This is a genomic window from Nicoliella spurrieriana (assembly GCF_023380205.1).
Classification (GTDB): domain Bacteria; phylum Bacillota; class Bacilli; order Lactobacillales; family Lactobacillaceae; genus Nicoliella; species Nicoliella spurrieriana.
The window spans coordinates 1,636,683-1,650,055 of record NZ_CP093361.1; the positions used below are offsets into that span (position 1 = coordinate 1,636,683).

The 13,373-nt window shown below is 36.7% G+C and carries 10 protein-coding genes, 2 tRNA genes and 1 other RNA gene; 5 read left to right on the forward strand and 8 right to left on the reverse strand.

The window, feature by feature from the left end; genetic code table 11:
• Nucleotides 1-85: 85 nt before the first annotated feature.
• The 3 genes from MOO44_RS08315 to MOO44_RS08325 form a co-directional block, all read right to left on the reverse strand.
• A complete protein-coding gene (locus MOO44_RS08315; RefSeq protein WP_260116652.1) occupies nt 86-1,909 on the reverse strand; it encodes an ABC transporter ATP-binding protein in 1,824 nt (607 codons plus the stop codon).
• The gene (locus MOO44_RS08320; protein ID WP_260116653.1) at nt 1,896-3,638 is read right to left on the reverse strand and encodes an ABC transporter ATP-binding protein; all 1,743 of its coding nucleotides are present in this window, start codon (nt 3,636-3,638) and stop codon (nt 1,896-1,898) included. The genes MOO44_RS08315 and MOO44_RS08320 overlap by 14 nt, the downstream gene beginning before the upstream one ends.
• A 130-nt stretch (nt 3,639-3,768) precedes the next feature.
• Nucleotides 3,769-3,840 (reverse strand) — tRNA-Gln (locus MOO44_RS08325).
• A 120-nt stretch (nt 3,841-3,960) separates the two neighbouring features.
• On the opposite strand from MOO44_RS08325, the gene MOO44_RS08330 reads away from it, so the two are divergent.
• A tRNA-Glu gene (locus MOO44_RS08330) sits at nt 3,961-4,034 on the forward strand.
• A gap of 146 nt (nt 4,035-4,180) precedes the next feature.
• Nucleotides 4,181-4,651 (forward strand): hypothetical protein, encoded by a 471-nt coding sequence (locus tag MOO44_RS08335; protein WP_260116654.1) that lies wholly within the window; start codon nt 4,181-4,183, stop codon nt 4,649-4,651.
• Nucleotides 4,652-4,674: 23 nt separating this feature from the next.
• On the opposite strand, the gene MOO44_RS08340 is transcribed toward MOO44_RS08335, so the two are convergent.
• Nucleotides 4,675-5,367 carry a C39 family peptidase gene (locus tag MOO44_RS08340; protein ID WP_260116655.1) on the reverse strand — a complete coding sequence of 231 codons (693 nt, stop codon included), beginning with the start codon at nt 5,365-5,367 and terminating at the stop codon, nt 4,675-4,677.
• A 146-nt stretch (nt 5,368-5,513) separates the two neighbouring features.
• Between MOO44_RS08340 and ssrA the strand changes: the two genes are divergently transcribed.
• The 3 genes from ssrA (at nt 5,514) to MOO44_RS08355 (ending at nt 9,270) form a co-directional block, all read left to right on the forward strand.
• Nucleotides 5,514-5,888: a transfer-messenger RNA gene (gene ssrA, locus MOO44_RS08345) on the forward strand.
• Nucleotides 5,889-7,829: 1,941 nt separating this feature from the next.
• Complete coding sequence (locus tag MOO44_RS08350) at nt 7,830-8,174, forward strand: type II toxin-antitoxin system RelE/ParE family toxin (protein WP_260116656.1); 345 nt, start codon at nt 7,830-7,832, stop codon at nt 8,172-8,174.
• Nucleotides 8,175-8,181: 7 nt separating this feature from the next.
• On the forward strand, nt 8,182-9,270 hold the full coding sequence (locus MOO44_RS08355; RefSeq protein WP_260116657.1) for a HigA family addiction module antitoxin: 1,089 nt from the start codon (nt 8,182-8,184) through the stop codon (nt 9,268-9,270).
• Between the two features lie 227 nt (nt 9,271-9,497).
• Here the strand turns inward: MOO44_RS08355 and MOO44_RS08360 are convergent, their stop codons facing one another.
• The 4 genes from MOO44_RS08360 to phnE (MOO44_RS08375) form a co-directional block, all read right to left on the reverse strand.
• Nucleotides 9,498-10,010: a hypothetical protein gene (locus tag MOO44_RS08360; RefSeq protein ID WP_260116658.1), complete on the reverse strand. Its 513-nt coding sequence runs from the start codon at nt 10,008-10,010 to the stop codon at nt 9,498-9,500.
• A 180-nt stretch (nt 10,011-10,190) separates the two neighbouring features.
• Complete coding sequence (locus MOO44_RS08365) at nt 10,191-11,768, reverse strand: bifunctional metallophosphatase/5'-nucleotidase (protein WP_260116659.1); 1,578 nt, start codon at nt 11,766-11,768, stop codon at nt 10,191-10,193.
• Nucleotides 11,769-12,572, reverse strand: a complete 804-nt coding sequence (gene phnE / locus MOO44_RS08370) for a phosphonate ABC transporter, permease protein PhnE (protein WP_260117339.1) — start codon at nt 12,570-12,572, stop codon at nt 11,769-11,771.
• An 8-nt stretch (nt 12,573-12,580) separates the two neighbouring features.
• Nucleotides 12,581-13,372 carry a phosphonate ABC transporter, permease protein PhnE gene (gene phnE, locus MOO44_RS08375; RefSeq protein ID WP_260116660.1) on the reverse strand — a complete coding sequence of 264 codons (792 nt, stop codon included), beginning with the start codon at nt 13,370-13,372 and terminating at the stop codon, nt 12,581-12,583.
• Nucleotide 13,373 lies beyond the last annotated feature (1 nt).

The window sequence follows — 13,373 nt, forward strand, 5'->3', positions numbered from 1 at the left end:
ATCCACCATCCCTTTCCTTTTATTATAAACCATTTTGGTAGAATACATAAAAAAGAACGCCCACTAAGGACGTTCTCTTAATGAATTATTCAGCTTTTAAATCGTTGCCGGTGAATTGAGAATTATATAGATCAGCATAAAAACCGTGTTGGGCCAACAACTGATTGTGGGTCCCCGTTTCAATAATGTGGCCATGATTCATAACCACGATCTTATCGGAGTTTTGAATCGTAGAAAGTCGATGGGCCACCACAAAGCTGGTCCGGCCCTTGATCAACCGGTCCATTGCATGTTGAATCAACATTTCGGTCCTGGTATCGACCGAACTAGTGGCTTCATCCAAAATCAAGATTTCTGGATTGGCAATAAAGGCCCTGGCAATCGTTAATAACTGCCGCTGCCCCTGCGAAATATTAGATGCACTTTCGTTCAAGACCGTATCGTAGCCATCCGGTAACTTGCGGATAAATTCGTCAGCATGGGCCTCCCGGGCAGCCGCATAGACGTCGTCATCACTAGCCGCTGCGTTTCCGTACTTAATATTATCAAAAATCGTTCCGGTGAATAGCCAAGTATCCTGCAAGACCATTGCGATATGGGAACGTAGATCTGGGCGCGTCATGTGTTGCGTCTCGAGTCCATCCAAGCGAATCGAGCCACCATCAACATCATAGAAGCGTTCCAATAGGTTAATGATCGTCGTCTTTCCAGCTCCAGTGGGCCCAACAATCGCAATGCTCGACCCCCGGGGAACGTCTAGGCTAAAGTTTTCAATCAACAGTGTCTTTGAATCATAACTAAAGTCAACGTTGTTGAATTGAATTTTGTCACCATTGTCCACCTTGCGTTGTTCCTTGGTATCGGAAGGCGTCATTTCAGGCTCATCTAACACCTCAAAGATTCGTTCCGCAGAAGCAATTGTAGATTGAATCGTATTGGTAATATTGGCGAGTGACGTAATTGGTTGTGAAAACATATCCGTATACTGCAGAAATGCCTGCACGTTCCCAATCGTCACCGTTCCGGAGATTACCTGCACCGCACCGATGATTGCAACGAACACGTAGTCTAAATTCTTAATGAAGTTCATCATTGGAAACATAAAACTGGAAATAAATTGTGCCTTCCAAGCTGATTTGTAGTAAGCTTCATTTTGCTTTTCGAACTGGTCAATCACTTCTTGTTCCCGATTAAAGGTCTTCACCACGTTATGCCCACCAAAGTTTTCCTCAACTTGGCCGTTCACTTGGCCCAGGTGCGCTTGTTGGGAACTAAAGTACCGTTGCGACCGTGGTGCCAAAATTCCGACCGCAAGTAAACTCAACGGAACCGTAATTAACGCCCCCAGGGTCAATTGCCAGCTAATCGTTAGCATCATGACGATCACCCCGAAGAATAGGACGATACTATTAACTAGTTGACTTAAATTGGATTGCAGCATCGTTGAGATGTTATCCATATCGTTGACGGCGCGTGACATAATATCACCCTTGGAGTGTTGATCATAATAAGCCACCGGGAGCCGCTTCATTTTGGCCTTCAAGTCGCGTCGCATCTTATAAACGACCTTTTGGGAAATGGTGGTCATAATTAACTGTTCACCAATGTTTAGGATTCCAGCAAGTGCAAATAAAATTGCGGTCAAAATTAAAATTTTAATCACCGCGCTAAAGTCAATTGCAATCAAGCCAGTATGGGTCCTTAGGCCCTTAGCGACCCCATTAAAGATAATCGTGGTCGCTTCACCTAACGTCTTTGGGGTAATGATATTCAAAGCTACCGCAAAAAACACCATTATAAAAACACTAATGATGCTCATTCGCCATGGCTTGAGATAGCGAACTAACCGGAATGTTGAAGGCCAAAAGTTCCGGGCTTTTTGTACCTTCTTCATATTACTTCTCGGCATGTGAAGCACCCCCTGTTCTAATCTGCGAGTTAACAATGGATTGATAAGTCTCATTGTTGGCAAGTAGTTGTTGATGGGTTCCTTGCCCCACTACTTTTCCATCATCTAAAACAATAATTTCATCAGCATTGGCAATCGTTGAGACCCGTTGGGCAACGATTACGGAAATCGCCCGGCTAATCTTAGGATCGGCATGCAAGTCCCCCCGCAACTTCGCGTCGGTCTTAAAGTCTAATGCTGAGAATGAATCATCAAATACATAGATCTGGGCATCCTTAATGATGGTCCTGGCAATTGCTAGCCGTTGGCGTTGGCCACCCGAGAAGTTTTCACCATTTTGTTCCACCCGCGTATCCAATCCAGCTTCTGCTTTAATAAAGTCCGCTGCCTGAGCCACTTCTAGTGCGTGCCAAATTTGATCATCCGTTGCTTCCCGATTCCCGAATTGCATATTACTACGAACGGTTCCCGCAAATAATACCGCTTTTTGCTGGGTAATCGAAACTAACTGATGCAACGAAAATTGTGACATTTTGGCAACGTCAACTCCATCAATTTTAATGGACCCCTGTTCAGGCTCAATCAACCGTGGAATTAAATTAACCAAGGTCGATTTTCCAGAACCAGTTCCACCAATGATGGCCAACGTTTGACCAGCGTGAACATTAAATGAGACATCGGATAGTGCACACTCTTCAGCGTGTTCATACCGGTAGCTAACGTCATTAAATGAGAGCGTCGATTCAGCTTGCTTTGCTGGCTGCACTGGTTGGTCAGAATCCGTAATGGAATCCTCGTGGTCCAAGACCTCGTTGATTCTAGCAGCAGATGCCGATGCTCGTGGTAAGAAGACGAACATAAATGATAGCATCGTAAAACTAATTAAGATCTGGGTCGAATAGCTCATGAATGCGACCAGGTTCCCAACGGCAAAGCTATGGCTGGCGATTAATTGGCTCCCGAACCATACGATGCCAATATTGGTAAAGTTTAAAATCACGGTCAAGAGCGGGAACATCATGGCGGTTAGTCGATACACCTTTAAACCAGTATTCATGTAATCACGATTATAATGGTCAAATCGCTTTTGTTCATAATCATCACGATTAAAGGCCCGAATGACCCGAACACCGGTCAATCCTTCCCGAAACGTTAGATTCAAATCATCAGTCTTGGTTTGAATGCTTTTAAACAACGGAATCGAGCGGCCCATTATCAGATAAATAATGGCCACTAAAATCACCAATGAGAGCACAAAAATTAGGGTTAATTTCGGACTCATGGTAAATGCTAACACGATTGCAGTCACTAACATGATTGGTGACATAATCATCATCCTCAGCATGTTGACCATCACATTTTGGATTTGAACAACGTCGTTAGTGGCCCGGGTAATTAATGAAGAATCACCAAACTTACTTAAATCCTGTTCAGAAAAGTAAATTACCTTCCGATAAATTGCAGACCGAATTTTTTTACCCATCAACTGGGACTGGGTCGCTGCAAAATAAATATTTCCACCCGCCGCAATTACGGACAAGATGGAAAGAATAAACATCAAGACCCCCTGGCCAATGATGTAATTAATATCATGCTTTGCAATCCCCTGGTTAATAATCCCAGCGGTCAAAGTCGGTAAGTATAAGAAGGTAATCACTTGCACGATCATAAATAAGACGGCCCCTAGTGCCGCCCACTTGTTTAAAAACCGTTTTACAAGTTTTATCATTCATTTCACCACTTTCTAATTCAAAATAAATCTAAACACTAAGAAATTATTATAGTAGTTTTACTTTAAAAAACAAAGCAAAACGACAAAATAAGCCGCTGCACATAATATGCAACGACTTATCATTCGATTGGGTATACTGGGTTCGAACCAGTAAATTAAGGATTCAGAGTCCTCTGCCTTACCGTTTGGCGAATACCCAAAAATTACTACCTAACTATGATAACCGTTTTTAAAAAAGTTGTCAATCCAAAATCAGCTGCTTTAAACAGGATTGACAACCCATTGAGTTTAAACTATACTGTTTTATATGCTAGTTTTTTGCCCGCTGGTCAAACTGGTTTAAGACGTCGCCCTCTCAAGGCGGAGCTACGGGTTCGATCCCCGTGCGGGCGATCATATATCCACTGCACTTCGGTGTAGTGGATTTTTTGCTTTTTATTGTAATTTTATTAAATCACCCTAGATTGAATTGACATTTATGCTTAAAACCAATATTCTGAGTTTTAAATAACATTCGCTCACCGAGGGAGACATTCAAAATGAAGAAAGCATTGATCTTGGGGATTAGCTCATTAACGATTTTACTAGCGGCGTGTGGTAACTCAAATTCTAGTAAAAAAGCGGCTCAACAACCCAAGTACTCACAAATTGATACGACTAGATACAAACCCATTAATCAGCAAATTTCAGTTAAAAAACTATTAGCCTTAAAACCAAATAATACTAAATATTTCCATCACGAATATTCCATCAAGGGCGAGATCGTTAAAATTGGTAAGAAGTTCCAAGGGAGTGCCACCTATGTAATTAAGGACCCTAAGACCGATTTAACCTACGCATCGGTCACTAGTGGGACCAAGACTTTTAAGGGCTTCAAGGTCGGTGATAAGGCGACCTTTGCAATCAATGGGCTGACCAGAATTGCTAAAAACAATAATCTAAACGGACTAACGACCGAGGATAACCCTAGTCGACTCAGTACCGTTACCAATTTAATTGGTAAATATTAAAAGACGTGCAGAGCACGTCTTTTTTAGTAGCTGATGGCCAAGTAACCAGCAGCTTTCCACATTTTGAGGAGCTGTTTTTTATCGATAATGTTTACTTGCCCAGTAATAGGATTAATATAAAAGAAGCGTTTTTTACTGAAGCCGGTCAAAACAATCGCAAATGCATTTTGTTCACTTAGGTTTTTGACCCACATCATGACCGGACGCTCACGCCGTAATTGATTCCTGATGCGTCGTAATTTTTTATTCGATAGGTTCTTGAACGAACCCACATGTTCAACAAAGATCGTAAAAAAATCAGCGGGCATCGGAAACCCATTTGTATTATCGCTAAGTAGCGTCCTCAAGCGTGTTAATGGCAGTTCATTTCCCACATACTCTAGCATCATCAATGCTGAAGTAACGTAGCTTCCCTGCAGATCATCAGTCCGTTGTTTTTCGGCATTCACAGCTAAGCGTCGGTAGTTATCCCGAACGCCCTTTAATGGCAACCAGCCGCTCACTGGATCATTATTAAAAAAGTACCAGGCATGTTTATTAAAATAACCGAATCTGGTCACCATAAATTCGCCCCTGGCAACCTGCTTGGGAATTTTAATTTTACGGACTTTAACTTGGTGTTCTAATTCGGGAACGAACCAGTATGCCCTTGGTGAACGCTTGAGCTTAACGTAAAAAGCATGCGTCTTTTCACTGGCAATCGTTGTCGATTTCACTTATTTCACCCCATTAAAATTTCGATGCTAATGTTCCTATTATATCTCAAATCAAAATTCAAATGGTAGCTTTTGCTTTTTACTAATAAAAGCTTATCATTTTGATATTTTAGTCAATTATGCTAGTATATTATACGTACTATATCGGGGTCGTTATGGATTCGACGGGTATAGGTTGAGCCTGAATTGCGCTCCGTGGCATCGTCCACGTTAAAAACGCTCAGTTTTCTATTATAACTGCAAACAATAATACAAACAACTACGCCGTAGCTGCCTAAACAGTATGCTCAGCGTGATCCGTCTAGTCTCGTCCATGGGTTAGTGCCGGGTCTTAAATTAAGTGGACTTACGCTAATTGCTCACACCTGAAGTAATTAGAAGAGACTAATCAGGTTAGCCAGTCATGGATGCCCTGGAATACGGCGTTTTGGCTGGTGAAAGCGCAAATAGTATCCCTATGAACGTAGATATTCGGGTGGCAATATGCTCGGACGCGGGTTCGACTCCCGCCGACTCCATTGATTAGATTAAGCCTGCTATCATAAGTTGTAATAATGCTTATGTAGTGGGCTTTTTCTTTACCTTAATGTTCATAGCCATATCAATAAATATCATAGAGTCTTAGTCAATATCTTAGTCATTTTCTTAGTCATTATAAATAGAAAAATTAATCATATAACACTGGAGTTGGATGTAGATCACCTAGTTATTAGGTGGTCTTTTTACATGCATCCCCCCTCTACCCAAAAATAAAAAAGCCAATGTTATGACAATACTCAGACAACATTGACTCATACACCCTCCAGTTTCAGTGTTTGAAAAAAATTTTTTGATAACTTTTGGAAAAAAGGTTAAGAAATGGTAAAAGTGAAGTAATCTAATTTTACTCAAAAATAAATAAAAACTAACTAGAAAAAACTTTGTTTTAATCAATTAAACTACCTAATATGGATCTTAAACATCATTTATTGTAATTATACTTTCATTTGCTTAAATCAATAAAATAGCCATTATTTAAACGTTTGAGAGACGCTCTCTGCTGTTAACTTCATTATTTTTATTAGTAATTATCCTTTTACATTCGTTTATATAGAAATATCATTCATTTAACTAATATTACGTTTTAATAAAAGAAAAATTTTATACTAAAAAAGAAGCTAAAAAATTAGCTTCTTTTAATATACATATTTATTAGCTTCTTCATCTACTTCAAATTTTGGTAATTGATTGATTAAATCAACTGTGGGAGTGTCACAGACAATAACTGCAACGTCATATAATACATTATTAATAATAAATGCTTTAATTGGAGTAATATTAAATGTGTATTCAACTTACATAAGAAAAAGAAATAATATATCTATTTCTGGTGGTGTTTTAGAATAATTGGTAGTATTTTCATGATAATTCCAATCATTGGAATTATTATTCTATTCATTTCTACGATAATGCTATTTATTATTTTAAATTTTTCATAATCAGGTAAACAGATATTAATATAATTGTTGATGACGATATTTGTACAATAGATATTAAAGTTCCTGGTAAAATATTTTTACAAAATATCATTAATAAAACGAGAACTACTCCAATAGATAACATTATTAACGATAAGAGAAATAATTTTTCTGATTTTTTCATAAAAATCTTTCCTTTACAAATTTAGATATAATTATTTAAGTGCCATTAAAATATTGATAGTGATGTCAATAAATGTAGGAGCAGCAAATATAAAAGAATAAATGATTGAATGATTATTTTTATAGAATAAAACCATAAAAGAGAATATAACTTGATGATTCCCACCTATAACAAAAAGCAAAATAATATTCATTATCAAATCAATATTTCTTGGTAATATTTAAAAAATATTTGTTAAATATGAAGAAAACATTCTAATCAATATTCTTGTAATTGCATACTGCAAGAAGAATAAAAAAGTTGTAGTAATTACAAATAAAATAGTAACGATTATATTAACACCACGTTTATATTATATTAACATCACGTTCCTGTTTTCACAATCCTCTTGTTAGAATTAAATTTTTTCTAATTCTCCACTCCACTTAACTATCTTAGGATCTTTATTTGCTTTACAATACTTATCTTTGAATTCTTTTGAATATTTTTTTGAATAATTAGACAAATTAAAAACTCCCATCTTAAATAATATTATCTCACAAAACCGTAGGCTTTGCTGTGCCATTATTTAGTATAGGAGCATATTGTTAATTTTTCTTATAGACTATATTTAGCCATACAAAAACACCCCTAAGTTTTTTACAAACTTAGGGGTGCAGTGCAATTTGATGAGTTGAGCAAGCTAGTGCCGAATAAATAAGTAACGTTTTTAAATTGATACTTTATATTAATGATGTATTAATTGACTATATATGTATATATATATATAATTAATTTACTCAATGATATTACCAAAAAGGTAATATCAATTGGAGGATCATATGGAAATTGTTTATAAAAACAACAAATTAAAAAAACAATGTGAATCATTAAAAGAGGCAAAAAAAGACTATGGATTTGATATTGCAAAAAAAATTAAAAAAGATATAAATTTTATCGAATCTGCCCAAGACTTATCTACAGTTATAAATTATTTACCATTTCACTTCCATGATTTAAAGGGCGATTTAAGCGGTAAATATTCTATCGATGTAGCAGGCAGAAGAAATCCATATAGGTTTATAGTCCAATTTGATGGTTATGATAAAGATATGGTTTTTAAAAATCCTTCTTGCATTAAGATAATTAGCATAGAGAAAATTAGCGACCATTACAAAAAGGGGTGATAATATTATGAGTAATGAAGTAGAATATGAAGATATTATAGCGTTCCATCCTGGATCATATATTGAAGATATTATTAATGATTTAAATATAACTCAAAATGAATTTGCTGAAAGGATAGGTGTATCTAGTAAGACTATTAGTAAAATTATTAATGGTGAGGATAGAATTACAAGCGTGACTGCTAATAAGCTTGACAAAGCTACAGGTGTATCATATAAAACGTGGAATAGACTACAATCTATTTATGATGAAAAAATTTTAGAGATTAAAGATAGGAAAAAATATGATGAAGAGAAAAGAGTCTGTTCTCTTATTGATATGGGCACCTTAAAAGACAATAACTTTGTTAATAATAAAAAAAGATATAAAGTTTCAGAAAAGATTACCGAGATAAGGAGAAAGTTAATATTATCTGACTTAACTAAATTGTACGATTTTAATTCTTTAGTTAGTTATAGAAAATCTGATAGTTTAACTAATAAAAAAAAGTCTATAGTTAATTCTAATGTTATGTTAGAGTTTGCTAGTAATGAAGCTAGAAATAAGACTGATACTAGATATAGTAAGGCAAAGTTAAGACAAGCATTACCTAAAATAAAAGGATTAATAATTGAACCTAACGAGTCTTTTTATTTGAAACTAAAAGATATTTTATTAAAATGTGGAATTGTTCTAATTGCTATGCCAAGTTTAAAAGGTGCTGGTTTAAATGGTGCAACTAAGAAATTTAAAAACGGTAGCGTACTTTTATTAATTACTGATAGAAAAAAAACATCAGATATTTTTTGGTTTTCACTTGCTCATGAATTAGGACACATCATATATGAGGACTTTAGTTCAAATACTACTGATAAAATAGAGTATGAAAATCAAGAGAGAAAAGCTGATGATTTTGCATCAAACTTTTTAATTCCAAATACAGAATACAATAGCTTTATAGAAACTAATCTTTTTAATGAACATTCTATAAAAGAATTTTCAGAAAGAGAAAAAGTTTTACCTGGTATAGTAGTTGGAAGATTACAAAAAGACAATAAAATAAAATATGATAAATTTAATTATTTAAAAACTAAATATTATATTCATGGATATTAAGATTAATTATAAACATTTAATTTACTGCTTTTATGGAAAATTATGGAGTAACGAACTGCTCCTATGTCAAGTTATGGCACAAAAATAATTAAATTTTCTATTGATTCATTGGTAACAATATACCCCATTAGCTTATTTATTGCTAATCGCCATAATAATCGCCATTAATTTACATTAATAGAGTGCCTTAGGGTGCTCTATTTTTTATTATTGTAGTCAGCTAAATCCTAATCCAGTGGAATCGCACTACGTTTAACCTTAGTCAGTGAAATCTTTTGTCCTTGATATTCAGTCTTGACCGTCTTGCTATATACCAGCTTCCCTGATACTGTGAAATGGTTCTTACCATTCATCACTACGGTATATTTTTGCAATGGTGAAGTATGATTATCCTTACCAGATGTGATGTAGTAAGTATTTTTATTTAACTGCTGATACTTTTGATCAGAGTAGTCGCTAAAATCAGCCTCTTTATTCTTTTCTACTTCCTTCTTACTTGAATTGTACATGGTTTGGAATGGTACGAAGGTGTCGTCTTGCTTACTCGTCTGGACAGAGACCCGCACATATTTTGAACCGGTGTGTTTGGCTAGTTGATAACCACTGATCCAATTTCCGTAAAGTACCTTTGGTAAACCCTTATGCCAAGTAGCAGCGTTAGCATTGTTATGTAGATTAGGTGTTAACGCAAACAAAGATAAACTAGCGATTGCTGAAATTGCAATGTGTTTTAGTTTCATATTTAATCATCTCCTATTTTTAAATATAAACCCCATGAAATCAACGTGTCAATGTCAGTGTGGACAAATAAAAAAGCCATCGCAATTGATGGCTTTTTTAAGTTTAAAGATCGTCCGCTATCCATAATCGTATCTTTAAGCCTGATTTGGGCATAAAAGAACACCATTAATAGCATCCCCCTATATCTTCTTATGGTCAATTCCAATAATGTGTAAATTATCAGGCTGATGAGCATCAATCGTTCGATGTTGCTTCAAATAATTCATAATTAATTTAGGCATATCATCAGAATCACTTTGAATTACCTTATCCGTTGAAAACGTATCATATCCGCCAGTCCCAGTGCCACGGTATTGATTCATGACCACTTTAATGGTTTGATCATCTAGCAGTGGTTTCCCATGGTAAATTACCTTCACGACCCGTTGCCCTACTGGTTGATTCAAGTCAAAGGTATATTCAATTCCTGAATAATAATCATAATTAAATAGCTGTAACTTAGGTTGTGAGAACGCCTTTGATACGGTTATCCTTCCGTCATCGTGCAACGTAAAGAAGCTAGCGCACTTTTCTAGTGCAAACTTTAGGTCAGCTCCACTAAGTTGCTCGACAACCAAAGTATTTGGAAATACATAGCTGTTTACCACGTTTCTGATGGTTACAGTCCTATCAAATCCAGTAATTTCATCATTGAACAGGGCGGTTCCGGAAATATCCACGCCCATTTTATCCATTTGAATCTTATTAATTAAGTCGAGATATGCATTTCCATGGAGTCTGGCATCCATATAATCTGTAATTCGCATGTCCCCATTGATTGTCGCCAATGGTTGATCCATCCACTTTTCAACGGTGGCTTGTAGTCCATTGACCACTTCAGATAATTTACTATCTACTGGATAGTTCGCGGTCTTAATTAACTTCGCATCTCGATTAACAATCTGTTTTTGAGCATCTAATTCTAAATCAATCTCGCCAACGTTCGCACCACGATATCCGGGTTGTGTAATGGGAATGCCATGAACCAATTGCGCTAGTTCACGGTGCTGGTGCCCAGTTACTAATGCATCGATGCCATCCACCGCTTTGAGTAACTCATCACCCTCATTTTCACCGGTTAGTTGTTCAGTTGGTTTGCCATTGTCTAAATCCCGTTCAAAGCCACCGTGGTAAGCAACTACTACAATGTCAGCTTGTGATTTTAAGATTGGGACATAATGTTTAGCGGTTTGAACAGCCGATTGAAATTTAAGCCCCGCAATATTGGCAGGCTGTTCCCAATTGGGAACATATTGAGTGGTTAACCCCAAAATCCCAATTTTAACCCCATGGGATTCAATGATTTGATATGGGGCATCAATCATTTTGGAATGATTTGGACCCGTTATATTAGCATCTAAAATAGGAAAATTACGGTGCTGCCAGGTATCAGCAATGTAATCAACACCGTAGTTAAATTCATGATTGCCTAGAACCATTGCATTCGGCTTTACATCGTTGACCATTTCACATAGCTTTTGATTCAAGTGCTCAGTATCATGAGTATTAAATGCATACGAAGTCAGCGGAGAACCCTCAATAAAATCACCATTCTCAATGAATAGTACTATTTCATCTGGATTAGCTGCTCTTATCTGCTTAATAACACTTGCTGCCCTTAGATAACCAAACGGTTGTTGATCATTAACGCCGCTAAAATTAGTAGGAAACAGATAGCCATGGACATCGCTAGTGGATAGAATTTTGATTTTAACCAATTAAACTAACTTCTTTCTTAAGGTTCCTGAAATCCAGTCAATTACAGCAACCATAATGATAATTCCAACAAGAATGATTCCAACCCTAGGCCAATTTCTGGTCTGGATAGCAAAAAGCAGTGGCGTTCCAATTCCACCGGCACCCACCATTCCTAAAATGGTTGCAGAGCGCACTGCAATTTCGAATTGAAATAGCGTATATGATAAAATCGAAGGCATTACGGCTGGAATCGTGGATAAAAATAATACTTGGATTTTATTTCCACCAGCAGCAATAATCGCATCATTAGTGCTGTGGTCAAGCCCTTCAATCGATTCATCATATAGTTTTCCTAGCATCCCAATCGAATGGATTCCAAGTGCCAATACCCCTGCAAATGAGCCTGGCCCCACTGCCTTAATGAACATAATGGCTAACACAATTTCTGGGAACGTCCTAATTAATACTAATAATAACTTACCACTAGTCGATCGAAGGTGAAATCGCTTTTTAGCATCGGTGCGGGCAGCCCAAAATGAAATCGGAAAGCTAATAATTGCTGAGATAAAAATGCCTAAGAATGCGATGGCTAAAGTTTGAATGATTTGACTAACCAAGTCTTCACCACTACCGTTGTAAGCATATTTCCAATCAGGGTGGAAAATCCCCTGGAAAATCGACCGGCTCACTTCACCAGCAGAGGCTTGGATTCCAGTAAATTGGAGCCCCTTAAATGCCCAGAGGTAGACAATCGCAATTACGATAATCCAAAACATAAATCCATATTTAGTGATTAAATTATTTTTTGATTGATCACGACTCATATTGTTTTTCACCTTAATTTCTCCTGTAGTTTATTACTGATGGTATCGATAATTACTACGACTACTAGAATCACAATAATAATCACTGCGGTTTGATTGTACATAAATGAAGATAGTGATCTTTGCAAATAGACCCCAATTCCACCAGCACCTAAATACCCCAGCACCGTTGATGAACGAACATTAATTTCAAATGCATATAAGAAGTACCCCACGAAGCGGTTAATAATTTGGGGAACAACGGCAAAGATAACTACTTGGATTTTATTAGCTCCGGCAGCTTCTAATGCCTCCAAGGGCCCGTTATCAATTGATTCAACAGTTTCATAGAATAATTTTGACACCACTCCAAACGAAAAGATCGCCAATGTGAATACCCCGGCAGTAGGTCCAATTCCAACGATTGCAACAAACAATGCAGCCAAGAGTAAATCGGGTAAGGTTCTAACTAAATCCAATATGAAGCGAATGATTAACCTTAAAACTGGATTTTTAACGATGTTTCTTGCAGCTAAAATTGAAAATGGGGCTGCAATCAGCGCTCCAATCGTAGTCCCAATCAAAGCCATTTGGATGGTTTCAATAATTGGCGCAATCACAACATTTAGATATTGCCAATCCGGATTAGACATTCTAACCAGCAAATCAGTAAATTGACCAAAGTTAGAAATAAAGCCAATAATATCCACACCGGTTGCCATTGATGATAGGACTAATAGCACTATTAAAATAACTGTCCATGCAATGCCCTTAACATGAAATTTTTGACTAAATGACTTTTGAGGAATTTCTGTATTCATC

Excerpts from the sequence above, each read along its gene's own strand:
- MOO44_RS08360 (WP_260116658.1), bottom strand. The coding sequence starts at position 10,010 with ATGAAACTAAAACACATTGCAATTTCAGCAATCGCTAGTTTATCTTTG.
- phnE (WP_260116660.1), bottom strand. The coding sequence starts at position 13,372 with ATGAATACAGAAATTCCTCAAAAGTCATTTAGTCAAAAATTTCATGTT.
- MOO44_RS08320 (WP_260116653.1), bottom strand. The coding sequence starts at position 3,638 with ATGATAAAACTTGTAAAACGGTTTTTAAACAAGTGGGCGGCACTAGGG.
- MOO44_RS08350 (WP_260116656.1), top strand. The coding sequence starts at position 7,830 with ATGGAAATTGTTTATAAAAACAACAAATTAAAAAAACAATGTGAATCA.
- MOO44_RS08355 (WP_260116657.1), top strand. The coding sequence starts at position 8,182 with ATGAGTAATGAAGTAGAATATGAAGATATTATAGCGTTCCATCCTGGA.
- MOO44_RS08335 (WP_260116654.1), top strand. The coding sequence starts at position 4,181 with ATGAAGAAAGCATTGATCTTGGGGATTAGCTCATTAACGATTTTACTA.
- phnE (WP_260117339.1), bottom strand. The coding sequence starts at position 12,572 with ATGAGTCGTGATCAATCAAAAAATAATTTAATCACTAAATATGGATTT.
- MOO44_RS08315 (WP_260116652.1), bottom strand. The coding sequence starts at position 1,909 with ATGCCGAGAAGTAATATGAAGAAGGTACAAAAAGCCCGGAACTTTTGG.